The following is a 25,862-nucleotide window of genomic DNA, read 5'->3' on the forward strand; positions in this document are numbered from 1 at the left end:
ATGCAGAATGAATACCAGCTTTAAAAAGTGTCTTTATATTTATGCTGTTAGTAAAAAATTTTACCATCTTGTTCGATCTTGAATTTCCAGGACTTCAACCTGTTGGTTGTTATTTTTTAGCATATTGGCTACACTTTCAGCTTCATTTTTATTTTCAAAAGTTTCCGCTTCTGTTAGGGTTGATAAATAATATGTTCCGTCTCTTGCCTTTGCAATATACTTTTCAAGCCCGGTTTTTGACTTTAAAATATATGATTTTTCAATATTACTCTGTGGCTGCTGTGGCTGGTTTAGGTGGTTTGAAAACATCTTGACTCTTCCTCCGGTTTATGTACTTCTTCCATGGATAGGGACTTTTCTATTTTGTCATAGTCGATCTTAATTTGCTCATGTGAGTGTTCATGTAAAGCCGGATCATTATAATCACTAAAAGTAGAGAGTCCGGAGGCTATAGTTCCTTTATTGCCTCCCATGGTTTCGGCACTTCTTCGGTAAGAATTTTTGATATCTTTATCTGACATAAAATACCTCCTTATAGTAATATTCATTTTCTATTCTTTACTTGAGCAATGCTAAATATGCACAAAAATTTGATAAGAGGGTACACAAAGATTTTGTTCTTTTGAAATAAATTCATTCTATAAACAATAATGTGTGAATAAGAATACTGTGGAGGGATTTACATGAAAAAATTGTTATTCATGATACGGTATAAAAGTATTGTTATGTTCTTCAACTTGCGAATCCCGATGATTTTGAAATAGATTATATTATCTTAAAATAAACAGTATTAGTTTGCACAGCAAAACGTTAACAAATTTATTTCATGATCATATGATAATAAGGGGGGCTAAGTATGAGATTTTGGACGCGCGGGGGTTTAAGATATAGGCCCAAATATAGAAAAATGAACAGGCGTAATTATAATATATATCTTGTTATTGCAGTAATATTTCTGCTAGTATTTTATTCATTGTCGCTCTTTGATAAAAAGATAAGGCCTACAATTACTTCTATTGCAGAAGCGAGAGCTAAATACATAGCAACAAGGGCTATTAATGAAGCAGTAAATGAAAAAATAGCAGAAAGCAACTTAAAATATGAAGATTTGATTACTTTTCAAAAAAACAATGATGGACAGATTACTGCGCTTCAGGCAAATATTGTTAAGATGAACCAGTTGAAAGCGGCTCTTTCTATGAGTGTGCAGCAAAAAATCGTGAATATAGATTCAACACAAATCAATGTACCTATTGGAAATGTAATCAATAGCCAGATTCTTTCCGGGTGGGGTCCACGAATACCTGTAAGGCTTATCCCCGTCGGAACTGCCCAAATCGATTTTAAAAGCAACTTTAGTACGGCAGGTATCAATCAAACTAAACATGAAATATTTCTGGAAGTACATAGCACGGTAGCGGTTTTGCTGCCAATGGTCAAAACCAGCTCAGAAGTGGTTACAACAGTGCCGGTAGCAGAAACTATTATTGTTGGCACAGTACCACAGCAATACATCAATGTAGAGGGTGCCACTTCTAATGCACCCGACACAATATTGAATATGCTAAATTAGTTCCAAATTTCCCATAACGAAGCAGTAACCGTCACAATTTACTAAGTTGTAGATTTAAGAAATGATGGTATAATATAAATACCATTATTTTTTTGGGGGAAGATAACATTATGAATATAGAACAAGCAAAAAAGAGAATTAATGAATTAAGAGAGGCTATCGAATACCATAACTATAAATATTATGTAGAAGATCAACCGGAAATAAGTGATTTTGACTATGATAAGCTGTTAAGGGAGCTGGAAGAATTAGAAGCAAAATTTCCTGAACTAATTACTCCCGATTCTCCAACACAAAGGGTTGGAGGAAAACCCCTTGAAGGCTTTGAGACCGTTGTACACAATGTTCCTATGCAGAGCTTATCTGATGTTTTTAATGAAAATGAGCTATATGAATTTGACAATAGGGTAAAAACGGCTTTACATTCACAAGAGGTAGAGTATGTTGTAGAACTGAAAATTGATGGATTATCTGTATCGTTAGAGTATGAGAATGGCACATTTATAAGGGGTTCTACCCGGGGGGATGGGGTGATAGGTGAAGATGTTACTCAAAATCTCAAAACAATTAAATCTATTCCCTTGAAACTGCAGGAAAAAATTCCTTATCTTGAAGTAAGAGGAGAAGTATTTATTTCCCGGGATAACTTCATTAAATTGAATGAGCAAAGGGAAGCTATGGAAGAACCTTTGTTTGCGAATCCGAGAAATGCTGCTGCAGGGTCATTACGACAGCTGGACCCCAGGGTTACTGCAGGTAGAAAGCTGGATATCTACATTTTTAATGTTCAACAGGTACAGGGTAAAAATTTTAACACCCATGCAGAGAGTTTAGAATATCTAAAAAATCAAGGTTTTAAGGTAAGTCCTACATATAATGTGTTTAAAGATATCAAAGATGTATATGGTGAAATCCTAAGGTTAGGCGAAAGTAGAGGCACACTTCCTTTTGAAATTGATGGTGCTGTAGTAAAAGTAAATTCATTACGGCAAAGGGATGCGCTGGGCAGTACGTCTAAAAGCCCGCGGTGGGCAGTAGCATTCAAATTTCCTGCCGAGAGAAAGGAAACAGTAATTAAAGATATATATGTACAGGTTGGAAGAACCGGTGCGTTAACACCCAACGCCATACTTGAGCCTGTGAGGTTGGCCGGCACTACTGTGAGCAGGGCTACTTTGCATAATATTGATTACATCAGACAAAAGGATATTCGTATAGGTGATACGGTAATAGTGCAAAAAGCGGGAGATATTATTCCTGAGGTAGTCGAAGTTGTAAAAGAAAAGAGAAAAGGTGGTGAAAAGGAGTTTCACATGCCTACTCACTGTCCTGTATGCGGTGCGGAGGTGCTCCGGGAGGAAGGCGAAGCTGTAACCCGTTGTACCGGAATTGAATGTCCTGCACAGTTAATGAGGAATATTATCCACTTTGCTTCTAGGGATGCAATGAATATAGAAGGACTGGGGCCGGCAATAATAGAGCAACTGCTTGAAAAAGATCTGATTAAAGGTGCAGCAGACCTGTATTATCTTAAATTTGAAGACCTGGTAAATATGGATAGGATGGGGAAAAAATCTGCTGAGAATTTACTAAATGCCATAGAAAAATCAAAGGGTAATGACCTTAGCCGTGTCCTTTATGCATTTGGAATCAGACTGATAGGACAAAGAGCTGCAAAACTTCTCGCAGACCACTTTGGTTCAATAGACCGCCTGGTACAGGCAAATGTGGAAGATTTAACCCAGATACATGAAATAGGAGATAAGATGGCCCAGAGTGTTGTGAATTTCTTTAAACAGGAACAAAGCAAGGATACAATAGAAAAACTTAGACGAGCAGGTGTCAACCTTCAGAGTCTGAAGAAAGAAGCCATTAAGGATAACCGGTTTGAAGGACTTACTTTTGTTCTTACGGGAACCCTGACAAATTATACCCGCAGTGAGGCTGCAAATATTATTGAGAGCTTCGGAGGCAAAGTATCAGGGAGTGTATCTAAAAAGACCTCTTATGTCTTAGCCGGTGAAGAGGCTGGAAGCAAGCTTGATAAAGCCAATCAGCTTGGGGTGAAAGTTATTAATGAACAGGAATTTCAGGAGATGATTAAATAATTTTTTGGGGGCGTATATTTTATATTTGCATTTTTTTATGTTTTGTTTTATAATTATCTAAAATAAAACTTTTTTTATGAGGTTGTTGTCATGATATATATTGACGATTTACAGTCAGGATTAAATGTCTTTAAGGCATTGAGTTCCGAAATAAGAATTGAAATACTGAAATTATTATCAAAACACAAACAATTAAATATGAACGAAATAGCTGAAAAATTAAACCTCACAAATGGAGCTATTACAATGCATATAAAAAAACTTGAGGAGTGCGGTATAATAGAAGTTAGTACTGCTACAGGAAAACACGGCACTCAGAAAATTTGTTATTTTCATGAGGATAAGTTGATTGTTGATTTAAAAAAGGAAGAGAACGAGGAAAATTCATACGAAGTTGAAATAAATGTCGGCCATTATTCCTCTTATCAAATTTTTCCAACTTGTGGGCTGGCTACAAAAGACAATATCATAGGCGAAGTAGATGAACCAAGATATTTTGCTGATCCAGAACGTATAAATGCCGGAATAATATGGTTTACAAAAGGGTTTATAGAGTATCGAATTCCAAACTATTTAAAAGCTAATCAAAAATTATCGGAAATACAGATTTCTATAGAACTCGGTTCTGAAGCACCAGGCTTTTGTGATAACTGGCCCTCTGACATATACTTTTATTTAAACGAAGTTGAACTTGGCTATTGGACCAGCCCTGGAGACTTTGGTGATGCGAAAGGATTATTTACACCTGCCTGGTGGTTTCCAAACTGGAATCAATACGGGCTTTTGAAATTACTTTCTATTAACAAGTATGGTACATTTATTGACGGTTTAAAAATATCTGATATCACTCTTGATGATATCAACCTGAATTATAAAAGTGATCTTGTGTTAAAGCTGGCTGTACCGGAAAAAGCAAAAAACATTGGTGGATTAACCATATACGGTAAAAACTTTGGTAATTATAATCAAGGTATTAAGGTCAGGGTCCTTTATGAGGTTATGAATGTTACAGTAAATGACAATACCTGATAAAATCTAGTAAGGAGTTCTAAATATTTATTTTAAGTTTTTGTGCAACTCTCGGCATAAAAAGACTGTAAGTAATTTTATGAATTCACACAAAACTACTTACAGTCTCTAATATCCAGGAAATTGTGGTTCTCACTGGATTTATTAATTTCTGTTAACGGCATTTCTAAAAAATCTACCTTTGAATCTTTTTTTAAATTTTTCTTTAAAAACTTAAAGTCTTGCTATTTCTGTATCCCTTGCTGCTTGTGCAACTGCTTTATCAATCCTTGGGTCAAACCAGGTATTACGCAGACAGTTTTCATTCCTCATGCTTAAGAAAGATACTATAGTTTTGGCTGCAGCAATCTTTATTTTGCCACTAATATTTCCTACTCTTATACCGCTATCATAGTATATCATGTAAATTAATTCATATAAAATAATATATATAAATATAAATAATATATGATAAATTGTTATAAATTACTAAATTTATAACAAAAAAATATTGACATTTTAGAAACAAAGATGTATATTATAGATAGTTTTAAAATATTATATATTTTTTTAAAATAAATATATAATATTTTATTGTTACTTAAAGTGGGTGAATTTTGATAATTTTCAAAAAATCTCTGTCTATAACTTTTATGTATATAAATTTCATTGCATTGTTTGAAAATCTTTGGGATAAATGAGAAAGGAGACTTTCTCAATATCTAATATATAAAAATATAAATTTATGAGGTGATGCGTGATGAAAAGGGTAAAAGGTCTTATGGGTATCATGATTGCTTGCGTACTACTTGTCAGTATGTTTGCTGGCTGTGGTTCTTCAAGCAAAACTTCCAGTTCTTCTGCTGGTGAATCCAATACTCAGGCTGCGGCTGGTGAAACGACAAAGGGAGAAGTGAAGCTCGAAGTTTTAACATTCTCACAACCGCATGAAAAGGCTATTTATGACAAATTGATTACTAAGTATCAAGCCAAGTACTCTAATGTAAAGGTGAATTTTACGGTTACTACTCAGGCTGATTATGGTATGAAAATTAAAGCGGCCTTTGCAGCAAAAAAAGCTCCTGATGTATTTTATGTAGCTCCTGGAGATCTTAGAGCATGGGTGGATGCAGGAAGGCTTTTAGGTCTTGATGAATACATAGCCAAATCCAAAGACATCGACATCAATAATATTTGGCCTCAGGCACTCAAACGGTATAAATATGATGGCAAGCAGACAGGACAGGGTACTCTATATGCTCTGCCAAAAGATATAAGTGCATTTGCGTATGCTTACAACAAGACAATGTTCCAAAAAGAAGGTATTCCGTTGCCCGATCCTAACAAGCCATATACATGGGATGAATTTCTTCAAGTTTGCCAGAAGTTGACTAAAGACACAAATGGAGACGGTAAATTTGATCAGTGGGGAGCAGGATTTGATCCTGCGTGGTCGTTACAGCCATTCATTTGGAATGGAGGTGCCCAGTTTTTAAACGAAGACAAAACAAAGGTAATGGTGGATACTCCTGAATTTATAAATGCACTTCAGTTCTTTGCAGACCTTACCGTAAAATATAAAGTAACGCCAAGCCAGTTGGAATCACAGGCTTTGGGTTACTATCAGAGATGGCTTGATGGTCAATTAGGTTTCTTTGCTTGTGGCAACTGGGACGTAGGCGCATTTAATGATCCAAAAACATTGAAGTTTGATTATGATTTGCTGCCATGGCCTGTAAAGGATGCAAGTATTCCTTCATCAACATGGACTGGCTCTTTAGGTTTTGCAGTTTCAAAGGTTTCAAAGCATCCCCAGGAAGCTTTAAACCTGGCATGCTTCCTGTCTGTTGACCCTGATGGACAAAAGGAACTCAGTGATGCGATGATTCAGCTTCCAAATCTTATGGACTATGCAAAGGGAGAATACAAGAGCAAGTTTACAAAACCGGCTAACATAGATGTATTCTATAATTATATTGAAAAGACAGGACAGCCCCTTCCAACAGAATATACATATAATGCTGAATGGTGGGATGAATTCCAGTTAGGCATAGTTCCTGTGCTGCAGGGGAAGAAGACTGCTGAACAATACTGTAAGGAAGTTGCTCCCAAAATGCAGGCTAAGCTCGATAAGGCTATTGAACTGTCAAAGCAAAATGCTATCAAGGACTAATACGTTAAGTGCACAGGTTCTTCACAAAGGGATTGTGAATAATCACAACCCCTTTGTTTTAGCCAACAATCAATAAAGAGTATAGCGGAGAAGGTGAGTTGAATGAATACTACGGCACAAGACGTAGTGGTTAAAAAAGTAAAGCTTTTGCCTAAAAAAAAGCTAAGCAAGTACACAGTTCATGAAGAAAGAGTCGCGTGGCTGTTTATCTTGGCACCGATACTACAGTTTTTGCTATTTGCTTCAATCCCTATGATATATTCTTTTGTGGCCAGCTTTACAGACTGGGATGGAATGTCGAAAATGACATTTGTAGGTTTTTCAAATTATATTGAAATGTTTAAGGATATAAATTTTTACAAAGCATTATTCAATACCGTATTTTATCTGATAGGTATCCCTATCGGCATGATATTGTCTTTGTTACTGGCTATGGCAATGAACAGAGATATCAAAGGAATTAGAATATTCAGGACAATTTATTATGTACCTGTTGTATCCTCTCTAGTGGCGATTTCCATAATATGGGGATGGATATATAATGGGGATTATGGTCTTATTAATTCTACTCTTGCAATGTTTGGAATACAAGGCCCGGCATGGTTGTTTGAGCCAGCCTTTGTAAAGCCTGCCATGATCGTCATGCTTGTATGGAAGGGTCTGGGTTCGTCTTTGCTCCTTTATCTTGCCGGACTTCAGAATATACCCGCGGACTATTATGAGGCATGTGAAATTGACGGAGCAAATGCTTTTCAAAAATTCAGGCATATTACCTTACCGCTCATTACTCCGGTAAGTTTTTACATTGTTGTAACATCGATAATCGGCGGACTTCAGATATTTACAGAAATTCAAGTGATGACGCCTAATGGGGGAACGGATTATAGCTCGGCTTCAATAGTATTTTATCTCTTCAACAAGGCTTTCCGTTCATACCAAATGGGATTTGCATCTGCTGTAGCATGGGTTTTAGGAGTAATTATTTTTATAGCTACCATAATCCAGTTTAAGAATTCCGATCGTTGGGTTAATAACATGAACTAGGGGGGTAGAGCATGGAACTTTTAAGTAAAATAACTGTTTCTAAACGTAAGACAGAACAAATTATAAATATAATGATTATTATTATCCTTTCAATTGGTGCCATCTTTATGCTCCTGCCGTTTGCATGGATGATATCAACATCGTTAAAAACAAAAGCGCAGATATTTGCAATGCCTCCGGTCTGGATACCGGATCCTATCGTCTGGACTAAATACGCAGAAGTATTCCAGAAAGGGGAGTTTGTAAAAGGCTTTTTTAACAGTGCTACCGTTGCATTTTTTGTATTGCTTTTTGGTTCATTTACCTCTTCTTTAGCGGCATTTGCATTTGCAAAACTCAGGTTCAGACATAAGGAAAAGATATTCCTGTGCTTGCTTGGTACAATCATGCTGCCATATCCTATTGTGATGATACCGCAGTATATAATGTTTTCAAAGGTTGGATGGATTGATACATTACTTCCAATCATAGTACCTGGTCTTTTTGGGAATGTCAGCATGATATTTTTCTTGAGGCAAAATCTTACATCAGTCTCAGATGCACTAATTGAGGCTGCAAAGATTGACGGATGCGGTTTCTTTAGAATGTACTGGCAGATTATACTCCCGTTGATTAAAGCGGCTATCGCATCGCAGATAATTCTTTGGTTTATGTTTATATGGAATGACTATCTTGGACCCATGATATATCTATCTACGCCGGAGAAGATGACATTGCAGGTGGTTATTGCAACATTCAATGCATACTATGCAATACAAAGCGACTATGCATTGATTATGGCAGGAGCAGTTGTGGCTATGCTCCCCACGTTGATAATCTTCTTTGCATTCCAGAAGTTCATCATAAAATCTATTGCAATAAGCGGAATAAAAGGTTAATCCGGTTATGTATTGCTAAATAATTTATTTTTATGCCGGATTTTTAAGCAGAATATGATAAAGATTTAAGTGCACAAATTTAAAAATTGATGAAGGATTAAGAGCTAAGTTTACGGTTTGAGGAGATTTTAAAATATGAAAAAATCAATTCTTTTTTTAATGTTGCCAATGTTGCTTTTGTCCGGTTGTTCCAATCAGTCTCATAATATGGGTAAAAGTACTTCAGATACTGCTGTGTTAAAGGATAAAAGCCAAAATAACGATAAAGCCGATGCAAAGGAAAAGGTATTACCGAAATACCCTTCCAAACCGCCCGAGTTAAATTTGTTTAATAGCGATGCCATCAATCATAAGGAGTTGTGGGGTACAATGAATGGACATGATCCTGCTATATTCAAGGATGATGCCAGCGGGAAATATTATGTTTATTCTACTGATGTGGAAATTGGTTCCCACCCCAGGCCTGGGGCACAAATAAGGCGTTCAAACGATTTAATTACCTGGGAATTCGTTGGATGGGCGTTGGAAGATGGCATTCCTGAGGAAATACAAGCGTGGACAAATGCTACAAATATTTGGGCTCCGGACATAATAAAAGCAGGCAATGAATATAGGCTTTACTGTTCTGCCTCTACTTTTGGGAGCCAGAAATCTGCGATATTCCTGGCAGTATCAAATAGCCCTGAAGGACCATTTAAATACAGGGGTATTGTTGTAAAAACCGATACTGGTGACCCTGTGAACGCAATAGATGCCAACTTGGTTGTTGAGGAGGGGACTGGTCAACAATACATGGTATACGGTTCTTTCTGGTCAGGTATTAATATATTGAAGATTGATAATGAAACAGGATTGGCAGCAGAAGAGGGTTTCGGCAAATCTATCGCACGACGTCCAAGGTCGGTTGATGGGGCTATTGAGGGTCCTTATATCAGATATAATAAGGATACAGGCTATTATTATCTGTTTGTTTCATATGGGTCTCTTTTTTCTGATTATCATATCAGGGTGGGAAGGAGTAAGAGTGTAACGGGTCCTTACGTGGATTTTAATGGGACAGAACTTACCAACATTGAAAAAAATCCATATGAAGTAGGGGTAAAAATAGCTGGCGGCTATAAGTTTGAACAGGATTTAGGTTGGATGGCGCTAGGTCATAATTCTGTGTTAAATGACAATGGAGAATGGTTTTTGGTGCATCATGCAAGACCAGAGGGGGAACAGAATTGGCCGTACATGCAGGTTCGTAAGCTGGTATGGAGTGAGGATGGATGGCCTCTTGTAAGCCCTGAATTGTATGCCGGAGAAAAGTTGCAGAAAATAGATCAAAGTATAATTGCCGGCACTTATGATAGAATAAAACACTTTGACTTTATGTTGAGTGTTGTTGAACCATCTGAAAAAATGTACTTGAAACCGGATAAAACCTGTATGATAGATAGAGAAAAAGGTGAATGGTTTATCGAAGGGGATTACAGGTTGGTGATTCAAGTTGGTAACATTACCGAAAGGTATGTGATCATACCCAGTTGGGATTGGGAGAAGAAAACAACGACGCTTGTACTTACAGGAATTGATAGTGAGGGAAGGTGCATATGGGGGAAAAAGAATAACAGTGGAAACTGATGCACTGCCTAATTTATGACAATAGCAGGAAATCATCATTAACTTGGATCTAGATATAGAAAGGATGTTATTATTTATATGAAGCAAGCAAAATACATACTTGATAAGGACTATAAGATAGGAACGGTAGATCCTCACTTGTTCGGATCATTTATTGAGCATCTCGGGAGAGCTGTATATACGGGTATATATGAACCGGGTCATCCTATGGCTGATGAACAGGGTTTCAGAAAGGATGTTTTGGAGCTTGTCAAGGATTTGCAGGTTTCTATTGTGCGGTATCCCGGAGGGAATTTTGTTTCGGGATACAACTGGACTGACGGTATTGGTCCTGTGAAAGATAGGCCAAGACGTCTTGAACTTGCGTGGAGGTCTATTGAAACAAATGAGATCGGTATTGACGAATTTGCTGATTGGGCTAAAAAAGCCAATACCCAAGTTATGGCTGCGGTAAATTTAGGTACAGGAACACCGGCCGAAGCAGGATACATGGTTGAATACTGTAATCATCCTTCAGGTACATACTGGAGTGACCTTAGAAGAAAAAATGGACATGAGCAGCCTCACAATATTAAAGTTTGGTGCTTGGGAAATGAAATGGATGGCCCATGGCAGATATGTCATTTATCTGCTGAAGATTATGGTAAGAAAGCCCTCGAAGCAGCTAAAATCATGAAATGGATAGATCCTAATATTGAATTGGTTGCTTGTGGAAGTTCAACTTCCTTTATGCCTACATTCCCTGAATGGGACAGAATTGTACTGGAGCATGTTTATGACCATGTGGACTATATTTCGCTCCACAGGTATTATGAGAATGATAACGATATTGGCGATTTTCTGGGCTCTTTTGCGGATATGGATAATTTCATACATACCATCATATCAACAGCCGATTATGTAAAAGCCAAAAAGCGCAGTAAGAAAAACTTGATGCTGTCTTTTGATGAGTGGAATGTATGGTATCAGAAAAAGGTAAAACTCATGCCATGGGAAATAGCTCCACCGCTTCTTGAGGATATATATACCTTGTTGGACGCTTTAGTGTTCGGAGGTTTGCTATGTACTCTTGTTAAAAATGCAGATAGGGTTAAGATGGCCTGCCTGGCGCAACTGGTCAATGTAATTGCTCCAATTTATACCCAGAAGGGCGGAGGGGTTATCAAACAGGCAATTTATTATCCTTTCCAGCAGGTATCAACTTTTGGACGGGGTGAAGTCCTTAGACCTCTGGTATCCTGTCCGACATATGAGACAAAATCCTACGGTGAGGTCCCGATTATGCAGTCTGTGGCAACATTCAACAGGGAAGATGGAAGCATAAGTGTATTTATCCTAAATTGCGACCAGAGTGACGATGTAGAAGTTACTATGGATTTCAGGTCTTTCGGAAGTGTACAGCCTATCGAACACATTGTATTGGATGGACCGGACTTATTTGCTTCAAATAGTTTCGATGAACCTGAAAAAGTTAAACCGAGAAATGCATGTTTGTCTGCAGGCCAGGGAGGAGTATTCAACATTACCTTGCCAAAATTATCATGGAATATGTTAAGGTTTTCCTGTGAAAAATAAACACACCTCCGGCAAAACATGGAATATATGATGCGACTTGCCCCAATGTAACATATTAAGTGTATTTTATATACTTAAAGAATGAACAGTGGGACTATGAAAGAGAGGAGAAAATATATGGCTAATATGATAATTAATGCAGACATTCAAAAAGGTATAATCAATAAAAATATTTACGGTCATTTTTCAGAACATCTCGGAAGGTGCATATATGAGGGGATTTGGGTTGGTGAGGACTCACCAATCCCCAATACCCGTGGGATAAGAAACGATGTAGTTGAGGCACTGAAGAATATAAATATTCCTGTGCTGCGCTGGCCGGGAGGGTGCTTTGCTGATGAGTATCACTGGAAGGACGGAGTTGGGCCTAAGGAAAGCAGGAAAAGAATGATAAATACACACTGGGGTGGAGTAATTGAGAACAACCACTTTGGTACCCATGAATTTTTGGAATTATGCGATATGCTTGGCTGCGAGCCTTACATATGTGGTAATGTCGGAAGCGGTACAGTACAGGAAATGCAGGAGTGGGTGGAATATATCACATTTGATGGTGAATCCCCAATGGCAAACTGGCGCAGACAAAACGGCAGGGAAAACCCCTGGACTTTGAAATACTTTGGCGTAGGAAATGAAAACTGGGGTTGCGGTGGAAATATGCGCCCTGAATATTATGCCGATGTATACCGCCGTTATCAGACCTATGTGCGCAATTACGGAAAAAATAAAGTATACAAAATTGCGTGCGGACCTAATACGGCAGATTATCACTGGACTGAAGTATTGATGCGAGAGGCTTGTAGTTTTATGGATGGTCTTAGTCTACATTATTATACTGTTCCGGGAGATAGTTGGCATAATAAAGGTTCTGCTACTAATTTCACTGAACAGGATTGGTTTAAAACAATGAAGAAAACGTTATTTATGGAAGAACTGATAACCAAACATTCTACCATAATGGACCGTTATGATCCCCAAAAGCGTGTTGGGCTCATAGTTGATGAATGGGGTACATGGTATGATGTGGAACCGGGGACCAATCCGGGATTCCTTTATCAGCAGAACACCCTCCGTGATGCACTGGTAGCAGGTATAAACCTAAATATCTTCAATAATCATTGTGACCGCGTACAGATGGCAAACATTGCACAGACGGTAAATGTACTGCAGGCTGTTATTTTGACTGAAGGGGAGAAGATGGTTTTAACACCAACCTATCATGTGTTTGAAATGTATAAGGTTCACCAGGGGGCAATATTACTGGCCTCGGTAATGGAATGCGAGGATTATGAATATGATGGTGAAAAAATATCACAATTAAGCGTATCGGCATCCAAAAACTCGGAGGGAAAAATTCATATAACGTTGTGCAATCTCAATCCAAAGGAGGTAGCTGAACTGAATTGTGAACTGCGTGGTGTCAATGCTTCCAGGATATCAGGCAGAGTACTTACAGCGCCGTCCATGAATACCCATAACACTTTTGACAACCCTGACCAGGTTAAACCTGCAGATTTTAAAGCAATTTATATGAATGAAAAAGGTTTTTTTGCAACGCTGTTGCCAATGTCAGTAACAGTGTTAACTATAGAATAAAAGGTATAGGCATAACAGGCTAACTATGAGTGAACGGAATGAGTGTAAAGGTTGTTCAGTTTCGGTAAAGGTTTCTTTTGATGAGATAAAGGCTAGAATGAGTGAATACATGATAATGCTTGATGGTGATGACTGTGTGCCGGATAATATCTATCAGAGACGGCTAAGTGAATGCAATAGCTGTCCTGGCCTTTATTACGGGACTACCTGCCGCTATTGCGGGTGTTTTGTACAAATGCGGGCAAAAAGAAAGGACAGGAACTGTCCCTATCCCGGGAAGAGTAAGTGGTAAATTAGCTGTAATTGATTTTTAATCATTGCAGGTAAATGCACTTGAGCATTTACCTGCTTCTTTTTTGACAACAAAATCGTTTCACTCAAAAATACTCAAAAACGCACTGGTATCCGTAAAATCTTCAAACACATAATCAGCCCCACAGTCCAGCAGTTGTGAGGTTGTATATTCCCATATACAATGGATTATACAGGATGTGGTTTGATAAAAAATTGTAAACTTATGCTTGACACAAACTTTTTCTTGTATAAACGTTGAATAGTGGAAAATCGTAATGTATAATTATTAATTATTAAAGATTAAAACATTGAAAATCATTGTATAACGCTGGATTCTAAAAATAATAGTAAAGGATGTGAGAAGATGAAGATCACAAAAGAGCAGGTAGAGCATGTAGCCAATCTTGCACGGTTAAATTTAACTGAAGACGAGAAAGAAAGATTAACAGGTGAAATGGAAAATATTATTGCTTTTGCGGACAAGCTAAATGAACTTGATACTTCTGGAGTGGAACCTACAGCTCATGCAATACCCATTCAAAATGTTTTTAGAGAAGATATTGTTGGACCTTCTTATGACAGGGAAAAGATTCTGGCAAATGCACCATCCCGGGAAGATGGATGTTTTAAAGTTCCTAAGATAGTAGAATAGACAAAAGGAGTGTGAGATGATTTGGAACTATATAAATTAACTGCCCATGAGTTAAGGGATTTACTGAGAAAAAAAGAAGTCAGTTCTGTTGAGATTACAAAGTCTATCTTAGATAGAATTAGTGAGATAGATTCCCAAGTACAAAGTTATATCACTGTTACCGGAGATGAGGCTGTCAAACGTGCACAGGAGATAGACGATAAAATTAGTGCAGGGGAACAGTTAAGTGATTTAGCCGGAATTCCTATGGCATTAAAGGACAATATATGTACTGAAAATGTCCTAACTACCTGTGCATCCAAGATGCTTTATAATTTTGTTCCGCCTTACAATGCAACTGTAACAAAGAAACTCAACGAGGCTGGAGCAGTGCTGGTTGGTAAGTTAAACATGGATGAATTTGCAATGGGTTCATCTACCGAAAATTCACATTTTAAGAAAACAAAAAATCCTTATGATTTAGATAGAGTACCTGGAGGTTCCAGTGGTGGGTCGGCAGCAGCGGTTTCAGCTGATGAAGCAATATTTGCTTTAGGTTCAGACACCGGAGGCTCTATCAGACAACCTGCGGCTTTCTGCGGTGTAGTTGGGATGAAACCTACCTATGGAACGGTTTCAAGATTCGGTTTGGTTGCCTTTGCTTCATCATTGGATCAAATAGGACCATTGACCAAGGACGTAACCGATTGCGCATTAGTACTTAATGCGATTACCGGCCATGATCCGATGGATTCAACTTCTGTAAATATTGATTATCCTGATTATACAAAAGCCTTGGTTAATGATGTGAAAGGCTTAAAAATAGGTGTTCCTAAGGAATACATAGGAGAAGGCATCAACGCTGAAGTTAGAGATTCAGTTTTAAAATCAATTGAAGTCTTAAAGGACCTGGGAGCAGAATATGAAGAATTCTCACTTCCTATTACTGAGTATGCTTTACCTGCCTACTATCTTATTTCTTCAGCAGAAGCCAGTTCCAACCTCGCCAGATATGATGGTATCAAATATGGCTATAGAGCAGAAAAATTTAAGGATTTACTAGATTTGTATAAGCAAACCCGGAGTGAAGGTTTTGGAAAAGAAGTTAAAAGAAGAATCATGTTGGGAACCTATGCATTGAGTTCCGGCTATTATGATGCATATTACAAGAAGGCACAACAGGTAAGAACCCTCATTATGAAAAGCTTTGATGACGCTTTTAACAAATATGATGTTATCATTACACCAACAACTCCTACAACTGCATTTAAGTTTGGAGAAAAATCCGAAGATCCATTAGAAATGTATGCTGCCGATATATGCACTGTTTCTGTAAACATAGCCGGGCTTCCAGGATTGGTCATTCCCTGCGGTTTCGACAGCCAGGGACTGCCAGTTGGCATGCAGCTGATTGGAAAAGCTTTTGATGAGCCAACCTTGCTGCGTGCGGCTTATACTTTTGAACAAAATACAGAATATCATAAGGTTAGGCCAAAGCTATAAGAATTGACAATTGAGAATTGTTTTTATAGATGGAAGTTGATAAAGGTAAGCTGACATTAATTAAAGAGGTGATAATATTGAATTACGAAACAGTGATAGGGCTTGAGGTTCATGCTGAACTTTCAACCAAGACTAAAATATATTGTGATTGTACTACCGAATTTGGTGGAGAGGTGAATACGCATTGCTGTCCCATTTGTACAGGAATGCCGGGAGTATTGCCTGTTTTAAATAAGAAGGTAGTGGATTATGCTATCAAAGCCGGGCTGGCTACTAATTGTGAGATTACTGCTTTTGGTAAACAGGATAGAAAGAACTATTTTTATCCGGATCTCCCTAAAGCATACCAGATCTCCCAGTATGATTTACCGATTTGTAAAAATGGATATGTAGATATTGAAGTGGATGGTCGGAAAAAGAGGATAGGGATTACAAGAATACACATCGAAGAAGATGCCGGCAAATTAATGCATGATGAATGGGGAACGGGTTCATTGATAGATTACAACCGTTGCGGTGTACCCCTTATTGAGATTGTTACGGAGCCGGACATGAGGACGGCGGAAGAAGCAAGAGTTTTCCTTGAAACACTGAAGTCCATCTTGCAATATATTGATGTATCCGATTGCAAAATGCAGGAAGGTTCGCTGCGATGTGACATCAACCTTTCTGTGAGGCCGGTTGGACAGAAGGAATTTGGTACCAGAACAGAAATGAAAAACGTTAACTCTTTCAGGGCTGCTGTCCGTGCGATGGAATATGAGGCTAAAAGGCAGATTGAAGTGATAGAGTCCGGCGGACAGGTGGAGCAGGAAACACGCCGCTGGGATGATGTAAAAGGCGTAAGTTATGCAATGCGAAGTAAGGAAGAAGCTCATGATTATAGGTATTTTCCAGAACCGGACCTGGTACCTATCGTTATTGATGAGGAATGGATAGAAGAAATCAGAAAAACTATTCCTGAACTGCCTAATGCAAAGAGGGGACGTTATGTACAGGAATATTGCTTGCCTGAATATGATGCAGCAATCATTACGTCTTCCAAGACCTTAGCTCAGTTTTTTGAACAATGTGTTGGTCAAGGGGCTAATCCCAAAACCGTTAGCAACTGGTTTATGGGAGACCTAATGAGAATTTTAAAAGACAGGGATATGGAGCCTGAGGAAATTCCTTTTCCGGCCGAACATATTGCAAAATTAATTGCTTTAATTGAAAAAGGAACTATCAGTGGTACCATTGCAAAGAAAGTTTTAGAATCTATGTTTGAAGAAGTAAAAGACCCTGAGGTTATTGTAAAAGAAAAAGGACTGGTCCAAATCAGTGATGAATCCCAGTTGGCTGAGATTGTGAAGAAAGTATTGGAGGATAATCCTCAATCTGTAGCAGATTATAAAGCCGGAAAAGAAAAAGCGCTGGGCTTCCTGGTAGGACAGGCGATGAAAGCGAGCCGTGGAAAAGCAAATCCTCAAATGCTGAATAAGATGTTAAAAGAAATGCTGGATGTAGAATAGTGGGGAGTAAAATCCACGCAATCGCAGTTCAAGAGATTTTCATCATTATTTGTGATCTGTTGAGGAAAGTCATAGCGGATAATAGAAATGAGACATGGAGAATTTGTAATTAAGCTGAATTATATCCCCATGTCTCATTTCTATTACTATCTATTTAAATAATCCACTGCAAATTGTGCCAGTATTGAAGCACCTACCGCAATACAGTCTTCATCTACATCGAATTTTGTACTATGAATTGGATGTGTAATACCTTTTTCAGGATTTCCGCATCCCAGTCTGAAGAAAGTGGAAGGAACTTTCTCAGCAAAATAGGCGAAGTCTTCGCCGCCCATTGAAGGTTCCCTACCCCATAATATGTTGCTTTTTCCAATTATTTTAGAAGCCGAGTTTGCTAGAACATCTGTTATTATATCATCATTGATGGTTGGAGGGTAGAGATATTTAAAATCAAACTCGTATTCGCCGCCCATTGCTTTTACAACACCGGCAACTGTTTCCTCAATTAGGCTGGCAATTTTTCTTCTTAACTCAGGATCAATTGTCCTTGCAGTTCCTTTAATAGTCGCTGTGTCTGGTATTACGTTAGTGCATGTACCGGAGTGGAAGTAACATATGGATATAACTGCCGGATTTAACGGGTCAATTTTCCTGCTTACGATGGTTTGAAGAGTATTTACTACATGACATCCAATTACAATAGGATCTACGGCAGCATGGGGCATTGCACCATGCCCGCTTTTACCTTTGATAATAATTTCGAAATCATCAGGAGATGCCATAATAGGACCGTTTTTGACAACAATTTTACCAGCAGGAATATCCGGCCATACATGAGCCGCGATGCAGGCATCAACTTTTGGATTTTCTAATACCCCCTCTTCAATCATTGGCAATGCTCCACCTACTCCTTCTTCAGCGGGTTGGAATAAGAGCTTGATATTTCCATTGAGTTTGCCTTTAAGTCGACTTAAAATTTCTGCAGCACCTAAAAGACAGGTAACATGGACATCATGGCCACATGCGTGCATTTTCCCCGGTACAGTAGATTTATATTCACACTCATTCTCTTCAGTCATGGGCAGCGCATCCATATCCGCCCGTATTGCAACTGTCTTTCCCGGCTGGTTACCGCGAATCAGACCAACTACCCCCGTTTTTGCAATACCAGGCGTCACTTCGATATCGAGATCTTTAAGATAGTTGTATATTAATTGTGCTGTCGCATGCTCTTCAAAAGCCAGTTCGGGATGCATATGAATGGTACGCCGTATATTAATTAATTTTTCTTGTATTTCTTTTGATATCTTTTTAATTTCTTCTGTGAACATTTAACCATCTCCAGCAATATTGTAATGTATTAAAAATATACTATATTATATTATCATAATCTAATTGCAGCGTCCACACATTCTGACTCAAAATAAAATAACAGCAGAGAAGGTTCCTGCTGTTATTAACTTACTATTCTTTTGTCGTTTTTTCGCTCTTATCAGTAAAGTAAACACAGGAGTTGTTTAATGTACTGGATACTGTGGTGACATTATCTAATTGGCATTTACCATCTTTTTGATATATACAATTGGATGTGCAATTAATATTAGTCATAATATCACCTCCAAAATATATTTTTTCCCTATTGGAATAATTCATGCAGATCATATTAATCTTTATTTTTAGTAAATGATATCATGATATCATGGGAATAAAACTGCCGTGAAAGTTTCCAGCTTTCACGGCTTATCTCAACAACAGACAGCCAAAATTGTTTTGTTGTCTGTTGGTCGCGAGAAGATAACAATACGAATGATGTTGTTTTCAATAATATAATATGTAATTATAAAAAAAACGTGAATGAAAAATAAAACTCTAAAAGTATGTTTACTTTTTAGAGTTTATTTTTTTTGGTTTTACAGATAATAAACGTTGAAGGAGTGGTTGTGTTGAAGAAGATTTTCATTACCCTAATATCTACCATAGTAATTATACTTACCATGTTATTCATCCACTACATAGATATGAGATCGGTGGTAAACGTAAAAGTTTATACAGTCAAAGAAACAGGGATTGTGTCCAGTATTTCAAGTAGCGGAAAGGTAGAGGAAGTCAATAAGGCTGAGCTATTTGCAGAATATCCTGTAAGAGTAAAAGATATTAAGGTAAGGGAAGGGGATAAAGTTGGAAAAGATCAGCCGTTAGTTGAATTAGAACTTCAAGAACTGGAATTACAGCTTGAACAGGCTAAAGCTAATTTAGAAATAGAAAAATTGAATTTTGAAAAGATAATCAAAGAAAATTACTTTAGTAATGTATTTGAAAATAAGCAGCAGGAACCTAAAGGGAATATTCAGGAAACATGGAACGAAAGGACAGCCTATACATATCCAGGTAAGGATATTATAAATGTATACCAAAAGAAAATAGAAATCGCACAACTGGAAGTGCAGGAATTAGAAAAAAAATTACAGCAGCAGCCAAAGGTGCTTAAAAGTCCAATAACAGGCATCATTACCGCGGTAAATGTGAAAAAAGGGTCTGTTACTAATTCTCTACAGCCTATTATCACCATATCAGACATAGATAATTTACAGGTAAAGGTAAACATAGGAGAATATTATATTTCAAAAATAAAAGAAGGCCAAAAAGTAGAAATAACCGGGGATGCTTTTGAAGGTATTTGTTATTCGGGTAGAGTGCAAAAAATTTCCCCGATCGCAAAACAAGTTCCCTCTGGGCAAAGCAGCGAAACAGTAATAGAACTGACAGTAGATGTTATTGATGAAAATACCGTATTAAAACCCGGATATTCTACAGAAGTAAAAATTATAACAGATACTAAAGATAATACATTGATATTACCCTATGAAGCTATTGTACAGGACAGTGATAATAATGACATTGTATATGTTGTAAAGGATAATAGAGCTTATAAAAGAAAAGTTGTTACAGGAGCAGAACTGGAATTGGAAATTGAAATACTTGAAGGGTTGAAAAAAGGAGAGAAAGTAATATTAAACCCCCCGAAGAAGATAAAAGATGGTACAAAAGTTAGAATAGCAGCAACCAGGAAAAGGTGATACAATGAATCTAGTTGAATATATTAAAATATCGTTGTCCAGTACATTTTCAAATAAGCTACGGGCATTACTTACAGTACTTGGAATCGTTATAGGAATTTCATCAGTAATTACTATAGTATCTATTGGAAAAGGTGGACAGAGTGCCATTCTAGGCGAACTTGAAAAATTGGGGATTAATGGGATAAATATAAAAATTAAGTCTGGTGATATTTTATCAAAGGACACACTGAAAATTGAGGATGCCAATAATATAAAAAAATATATTCCTCAGATAGAAACTGCCGCCCCCGTATTTAACGGTTTCGGAGTTGTAAAACATAATAATAGGAATAGAGAAGCTTTTATCTGGGGAGTAGATAGAGAATTTAGAAATATTTTTTCACTACAGGTTCTTCATGGCAGGTTGATAAATGAAACCGATACGCGGTCAAGTAGGAATGTTGTGGTCATAGATAATATATTAGCAAAAAAGTTATTTCACCGGGAAAATGCTGTAGGAAGGACGTTAAAACTTACCTCTAAAAAAACTTCGTTAATGTTAACTGTTATAGGGATTGTAAAAAGTTCTAACGAGGTTTTCGAAGATATATTTGGTGAACAGATTCCTACTTTTATTTACATGCCCATTACTACTATACAGAAAATATATAATACAGATAGTGTAGACCAAATTTCAATAAAAGTTGATCATCAAGAAAATCTTGATGATGTAGGTATAAAAGTAGTAAAGTTTTTAGAGAGACGACACCACAATAAAGATAAGTACTATGTTGAGAATATGATGAGGCAAAAAGAACAGATTAATAAAGTTACAAACATACTTACTTTTATTGTCGGAGCAGTAGGTGCTATTTCACTAATGGTAGGCGGAATAGGTATTATGAATATCATGCTTGTAACAGTTAAAGAGAGGACAAGGGAAATTGGAATTAGAAAGGCATTAGGTGCCAGGAAAAAGGATATATTAATGCAATTTTTAGTTGAAGCTGTTATCTTGACTATTACCGGAGGCATTATAGGTGTATTAACCGGAGTATTATCCTCATGGTTAATATCCTGTTTTTCTGGATTGCCTTTAAGTATTTCGGTCTTTACTATACTTACAGCATTAGTTTTTTCAGTGTTTATAGGTTTGGTTTTTGGAGTTTATCCAGCTAAAAAAGCTGCAAATCTTGATCCTATAGAAGCACTGAGACATGAGTAATGATTTGATAAATTGATAATTATGGACAGATTAAATAACTTTTGCATTTTTAATTGATTCATGGGGGTATTATAATGACAGAGTTTATTAAGACACCATTTATTCCTGAAAGAAAAGTAAGCCATGTTCTTATAGACGGAAGGGCATCAGCTGATATACTGTCAGGCTTGGAGGATTTAGGGATAAAGCCAATCCTTACGCCTTTATCTGCCGGACTGTATGAGGCAGTAACCAATCATCCTGATATGCTTGTACATCCTGTAGGAGACAATATTTTGGTAGTAGCACCTGATGTATATGAATTTTTTAACTCAGTACTGGAGCCATTAAAATTTAGATTAATTAGGGGTAAAAGTGTATTAAAAAGTAACTACCCTGAAAATATTGCATATAATGTAGCAAGAATAAATAATTTAGCTTTTCACAATATAAGATATACAGATCCGGTTATTAGACAATATTTTGAACAACATGGCGTTAAAATGATTAATGTAAAACAAGGCTATGCAAAATGTTCAACATGTATCGTCAGTGATCATGCGATTATCACTTCGGACAGAGGAATAGCACGAACTGCCGATAATTACAATATTGACGTATTATTGATTACCCCCGGACACATACTATTACCTGGATTAAATTATGGTTTTATAGGTGGAGCAACCGGGTTAGTTTCAAAAAATTTATTGGTTGTTGCAGGAATGCTAAACAATCACCCAAATTATATTGATATTGTTGAATTTTGTAGTAAATATAATGTAAGTGTCAGAAGTTTGGGTAAAGGACAAGTAATAGATATAGGGTCCATCATACCTATATTGCATTAAGTACTAAAAAGACGGTATTATACTTATTTATTTGGTTTTATAGGTAAAACATAACACTGCATACAACAAAGTACTTAATCATATAATACACTTGAAGGGATGTGAATTTAATGGAGTATTTATATATAGGAATGTCTGATGAAATAGAAGAAGTAAAAAATATGATAGAAGACACACTAACAGATTTAAAATCAAAAGACATATTTGTAGAACTAAGGCAAAAAAAGTCCAATGATGTAAATTTTTTGGAGGTTGAAATTAGTTCGGAAAATAAGTTAAATAGTTTAAAAATTCATATAGCTAATGTCCTTTCTGAATATATTATTGAAAAATACGAACAAAAATTTATCAGCCGTATTATTAATTCAAATTATTGCTATTTTAACTCAGGAGAGCGAAGAGAAATCTTAAGGACAGCATTAAATAATGTCCTGGGGGTTGAAGAAAAAAATATTTTCAATAATTTATTTATGTTAAGACGAAAGAACATTGTAGCTAAAAAATTACTTGAATATTTTGAAACATCTAATGAAATTATTTTAGACGGTTTTGTAACATTCCGGTTAAAGGATTATATAAAAGAACTGGAAGACGTAGTAGATAAGGCAGTAGATGACTACTTAATGGAAAAGGAATATAGAGAATTTATCCGGTTGCTAAAATATTTTGTAGAGATTCAGGAACCCAAATTTGATACAGTGCATGTGCTTGTAGGCTATGATAATAGGTATATATTGCTGGACCATAACAGAAAAGAAATTACTAATGAATGTATCCAGGATTTTATAAATGAAGTTTCTGAAGGGGAAATTAACTATGATGATTTATTGGTAAGTTCTTTAATAACCCTGGCGCCTAATAAAATCTATATTCATATGATCAAGCAAATAAAAAACAGGGAACTTATAGAAACTATAAAGAATGTTTTTTATGGAAAAGTAATTTTCTGTTCAGGCTGCGACCTATGTCTGGTTAACAAAGTTAGTACAAACGAAGTAAAAATAACCGATTATATGCACAAATAAATAATGATAATAACTAAAAACATTATGCTAATAGCATGATGTTTTTTTATTGAAGAATATTATGGAAAGAACGTTGCGGAAAAGCTTAGAGCCTGTTAATAATATTCTTCAAATACAAAATATACGACCATTGAATGACAAAACATATGTTTGCTTTTTTTGGTACATATGGTATAATTACAAGGGAATATGTGAGGTGGCAATATGAAGAATGGATTTGAAGTAATATCTGAATATAAACCGCAAGGTGACCAACCTAAAGCAATTGAGCAGCTTAGCAGTGGGATAATAAAAGGTTATAGAGGACAAACCCTGCTGGGAGTAACGGGCTCAGGAAAAACTTTTACCATTGCAAATGTTATTCAACAGGTACAAAGACCTACATTGGTCTTAGCACATAACAAGACGCTTGCGGCTCAATTATGTAGTGAATTTAAAGAATTTTTTCCTAATAATGCTGTCGAATATTTTGTAAGCTATTATGATTATTATCAGCCTGAAGCATATATTCCTCAAACTGATACTTATATTGAAAAAGATGCATCAATAAACGATGAGATAGACAAACTCAGACACTCTGCCACTGCGGCATTGTTTGAAAGAAGAGATGTCATTATTGTTGCCAGTGTTTCGTGCATCTATGGATTAGGGGACCCTATAGATTATAAAAATCTTGTGATTTCTTTACGTCCGGGAATGATAAAAGACAGGGACCAGGTTATCAAGAAGCTGGTAGAAATACAATACGAGAGAAATGATATAAACTTTGTTCGAGGTAAGTTCAGAGTCAGGGGAGATGTGCTTGAAATCTTTCCTGCCAGCTCTAGTGAGAAAGCGTTGAGGATTGAATTTTTTGGTGATGAAATTGAACGGATTACTGAAATAGATGTACTTACAGGTGAAATCACCGGTATTAGAAATCATTGTGCCATTTTTCCTGCATCCCACTATGTTACTACACAAGACAAAATGGAGAGGGCAATAAAAGCTATTGAAAAGGAATTGGAAGAAAGGGCTGCTGAGCTTAAAGCACAGGGCAAGCTGGTAGAAATGCAGAGGCTGATACAAAGGACGAACTATGACATAGAAATGATGAGGGAAGTCGGGTTTTGCCAGGGGATTGAGAATTACTCCAGGCATATCAGCGGAAGAGAAGCTGGAAGTGCTCCTTTTACATTAATTGACTATTTTCCAAAGGATTTTCTGTTGATAGTGGATGAATCCCATGTTACATTACCTCAGGTAAGAGGTATGTATGCAGGAGACAGGTCAAGAAAAGATTCGCTGGTTGAACATGGTTTCAGGCTGCCTTCTGCCTATGATAACAGGCCGCTGAACTTTGAAGAGTTTGAAGAAAGAATTAACCAGGTTATATTCGTAAGTGCAACTCCCGGAGATTACGAACGGCAGCATTCTTCTAAAATTGTGGAACAAATTATCCGTCCAACAGGATTGGTGGATCCGGAAGTAATTGTAAAGCCTGTAAAAGGCCAGATTGATGATTTGTTAAGTGAAATTAACAAACGGATAGAAAGAAAAGAAAGAGTGCTGGTAACTACTCTAACAAAGAAAATGGCAGAAGATTTGACTGATTATTTAAAAGATATGGATATAAAGGTGAAGTACCTTCATTCTGATGTTCATACAATTGAAAGAATGGAAATTATCCGGGATTTACGTCTTGGGGTTTTTGATGTGCTGGTAGGAATAAACCTTTTGAGAGAGGGGTTGGACCTTCCGGAAGTATCCTTGGTTGCTATACTTGATGCAGATAAGGAAGGGTTCTTACGTTCAGAAACATCGCTTATTCAGACGATCGGTAGAGCAGCAAGAAATGTTAACGGTAAAGTTATTATGTATGCTGATTCCCTCACTGATTCCATGACAAGAGCAATTAATGAGACAAACCGTAGAAGAAAACTCCAGATGGATTATAACAAACAGCATGGTATTATTCCTAAAACCATTGTAAAAGGAATCAGGGATGTTATAGAAGCAACGAAAGTTGCTGAAGAGGGTGAAAGATATATCGTAGGTAGAAGTATAGAAAATATAGATGGTACTGCCGATATCGAAAAAATTATTGCACAGCTTACTGAAGAAATGAAACAGGCAGCAGCAGACCTTCAGTTTGAGAAGGCTGCAATGCTGAGAGATAAAATTAATGAATTGAAAATGAGGAATTGAGAAAAAGGTGAAGGTAAAT

At 36.9% G+C, this 25,862-nt stretch carries 22 protein-coding genes; 18 read left to right on the forward strand and 4 right to left on the reverse strand.

Annotation, left to right across the window (positions count from 1 at the left end; genetic code table 11):
* Nucleotides 1-60 precede the first annotated feature (60 nt).
* Nucleotides 61-309 (reverse strand): hypothetical protein, encoded by a 249-nt coding sequence (locus CIB29_RS02055; RefSeq protein WP_094546307.1) that lies wholly within the window; start codon nt 307-309, stop codon nt 61-63.
* Nucleotides 291-521 (reverse strand): hypothetical protein, encoded by a 231-nt coding sequence (locus tag CIB29_RS02060; RefSeq protein WP_094546309.1) that lies wholly within the window; start codon nt 519-521, stop codon nt 291-293. Before CIB29_RS02060 ends, CIB29_RS02055 begins: the two co-directional genes overlap by 19 nt.
* 335 nt (nt 522-856) lie before the next feature.
* On the opposite strand from CIB29_RS02060, the gene yunB reads away from it, so the two are divergent.
* The 3 genes from yunB to CIB29_RS02075 all read left to right on the forward strand — a co-directional run bounded on the left by yunB (nt 857) and on the right by CIB29_RS02075 (nt 4,710).
* Complete coding sequence (gene yunB, locus CIB29_RS02065; RefSeq protein ID WP_094546311.1) at nt 857-1,573, forward strand: sporulation protein YunB; 717 nt, start codon at nt 857-859, stop codon at nt 1,571-1,573.
* A 110-nt stretch (nt 1,574-1,683) separates the two neighbouring features.
* Entirely contained in the window at nt 1,684-3,681 is a 1,998-nt protein-coding gene (gene ligA / locus CIB29_RS02070; protein WP_094546313.1) for an NAD-dependent DNA ligase LigA, read from the forward strand.
* A gap of 90 nt (nt 3,682-3,771) precedes the next feature.
* Nucleotides 3,772-4,710, forward strand: coding sequence for an ArsR/SmtB family transcription factor (locus CIB29_RS02075; protein WP_094546315.1), 939 nt, complete (start codon nt 3,772-3,774; stop codon nt 4,708-4,710).
* A 213-nt stretch (nt 4,711-4,923) separates the two neighbouring features.
* On the opposite strand, the gene CIB29_RS02080 is transcribed toward CIB29_RS02075, so the two are convergent.
* Nucleotides 4,924-5,112: a hypothetical protein gene (locus tag CIB29_RS02080; RefSeq protein WP_094546317.1), complete on the reverse strand. Its 189-nt coding sequence runs from the start codon at nt 5,110-5,112 to the stop codon at nt 4,924-4,926.
* 337 nt (nt 5,113-5,449) lie between these two features.
* On the opposite strand from CIB29_RS02080, the gene CIB29_RS02085 reads away from it, so the two are divergent.
* The 10 genes from CIB29_RS02085 to gatB all read left to right on the forward strand — a co-directional run bounded on the left by CIB29_RS02085 (nt 5,450) and on the right by gatB (nt 17,520).
* A complete protein-coding gene (locus CIB29_RS02085) occupies nt 5,450-6,862 on the forward strand; it encodes an ABC transporter substrate-binding protein (protein ID WP_198543712.1) in 1,413 nt (470 codons plus the stop codon).
* A 102-nt stretch (nt 6,863-6,964) separates the two neighbouring features.
* Nucleotides 6,965-7,906 carry a carbohydrate ABC transporter permease gene (locus tag CIB29_RS02090; RefSeq protein ID WP_094546319.1) on the forward strand — a complete coding sequence of 314 codons (942 nt, stop codon included), beginning with the start codon at nt 6,965-6,967 and terminating at the stop codon, nt 7,904-7,906.
* Between the two features lie 11 nt (nt 7,907-7,917).
* Nucleotides 7,918-8,784 carry a carbohydrate ABC transporter permease gene (locus tag CIB29_RS02095; RefSeq protein ID WP_094546321.1) on the forward strand — a complete coding sequence of 289 codons (867 nt, stop codon included), beginning with the start codon at nt 7,918-7,920 and terminating at the stop codon, nt 8,782-8,784.
* Nucleotides 8,785-8,919: 135 nt separating this feature from the next.
* Complete coding sequence (locus tag CIB29_RS02100) at nt 8,920-10,410, forward strand: arabinan endo-1,5-alpha-L-arabinosidase (RefSeq protein WP_198543713.1); 1,491 nt, start codon at nt 8,920-8,922, stop codon at nt 10,408-10,410.
* A gap of 78 nt (nt 10,411-10,488) precedes the next feature.
* Nucleotides 10,489-11,985 (forward strand): arabinosylfuranosidase ArfA, encoded by a 1,497-nt coding sequence (gene arfA, locus CIB29_RS02105; protein WP_094546323.1) that lies wholly within the window; start codon nt 10,489-10,491, stop codon nt 11,983-11,985.
* Nucleotides 11,986-12,102: 117 nt separating this feature from the next.
* On the forward strand, nt 12,103-13,581 hold the full coding sequence (locus CIB29_RS02110) for an alpha-N-arabinofuranosidase (protein WP_094546325.1): 1,479 nt from the start codon (nt 12,103-12,105) through the stop codon (nt 13,579-13,581).
* Nucleotides 13,582-13,606: 25 nt separating this feature from the next.
* On the forward strand, nt 13,607-13,873 hold the full coding sequence (locus CIB29_RS02115) for a DUF6171 family protein (RefSeq protein ID WP_094546327.1): 267 nt from the start codon (nt 13,607-13,609) through the stop codon (nt 13,871-13,873).
* Nucleotides 13,874-14,239: 366 nt separating this feature from the next.
* Nucleotides 14,240-14,527: an Asp-tRNA(Asn)/Glu-tRNA(Gln) amidotransferase subunit GatC gene (gene gatC / locus CIB29_RS02120; protein ID WP_094546329.1), complete on the forward strand. Its 288-nt coding sequence runs from the start codon at nt 14,240-14,242 to the stop codon at nt 14,525-14,527.
* Nucleotides 14,528-14,548: 21 nt separating this feature from the next.
* On the forward strand, nt 14,549-16,009 hold the full coding sequence (gene gatA / locus CIB29_RS02125) for an Asp-tRNA(Asn)/Glu-tRNA(Gln) amidotransferase subunit GatA (protein ID WP_094546331.1): 1,461 nt from the start codon (nt 14,549-14,551) through the stop codon (nt 16,007-16,009).
* Between the two features lie 29 nt (nt 16,010-16,038).
* Complete coding sequence (gene gatB, locus CIB29_RS02130) at nt 16,039-17,520, forward strand: Asp-tRNA(Asn)/Glu-tRNA(Gln) amidotransferase subunit GatB (protein WP_423241276.1); 1,482 nt, start codon at nt 16,039-16,041, stop codon at nt 17,518-17,520.
* Between the two features lie 146 nt (nt 17,521-17,666).
* Here the strand turns inward: gatB and CIB29_RS02135 are convergent, their stop codons facing one another.
* Nucleotides 17,667-18,851 carry a M20 metallopeptidase family protein gene (locus CIB29_RS02135; RefSeq protein ID WP_094546333.1) on the reverse strand — a complete coding sequence of 395 codons (1,185 nt, stop codon included), beginning with the start codon at nt 18,849-18,851 and terminating at the stop codon, nt 17,667-17,669.
* Nucleotides 18,852-19,463: 612 nt separating this feature from the next.
* On the opposite strand from CIB29_RS02135, the gene CIB29_RS02140 reads away from it, so the two are divergent.
* The 5 genes from CIB29_RS02140 to uvrB all read left to right on the forward strand — a co-directional run bounded on the left by CIB29_RS02140 (nt 19,464) and on the right by uvrB (nt 25,843).
* On the forward strand, nt 19,464-20,597 hold the full coding sequence (locus CIB29_RS02140; RefSeq protein ID WP_094546335.1) for an efflux RND transporter periplasmic adaptor subunit: 1,134 nt from the start codon (nt 19,464-19,466) through the stop codon (nt 20,595-20,597).
* A 4-nt stretch (nt 20,598-20,601) separates the two neighbouring features.
* Entirely contained in the window at nt 20,602-21,804 is a 1,203-nt protein-coding gene (locus CIB29_RS02145) for an ABC transporter permease (protein WP_094546337.1), read from the forward strand.
* A 74-nt stretch (nt 21,805-21,878) separates the two neighbouring features.
* On the forward strand, nt 21,879-22,631 hold the full coding sequence (locus tag CIB29_RS02150) for a DUF6873 family GME fold protein (protein ID WP_094546339.1): 753 nt from the start codon (nt 21,879-21,881) through the stop codon (nt 22,629-22,631).
* A gap of 110 nt (nt 22,632-22,741) precedes the next feature.
* On the forward strand, nt 22,742-23,656 hold the full coding sequence (gene ytxC, locus CIB29_RS02155; protein WP_094546341.1) for a putative sporulation protein YtxC: 915 nt from the start codon (nt 22,742-22,744) through the stop codon (nt 23,654-23,656).
* 204 nt (nt 23,657-23,860) lie between these two features.
* The gene (uvrB, locus tag CIB29_RS02160; protein WP_094546343.1) at nt 23,861-25,843 is read left to right on the forward strand and encodes an excinuclease ABC subunit UvrB; all 1,983 of its coding nucleotides are present in this window, start codon (nt 23,861-23,863) and stop codon (nt 25,841-25,843) included.
* Nucleotides 25,844-25,862 lie beyond the last annotated feature (19 nt).

Origin of the sequence: Petroclostridium xylanilyticum (assembly GCF_002252565.1) — a bacterium.
In the GTDB taxonomy this organism is placed as follows: domain Bacteria; phylum Bacillota; class Clostridia; order SK-Y3; family SK-Y3; genus Petroclostridium; species Petroclostridium xylanilyticum.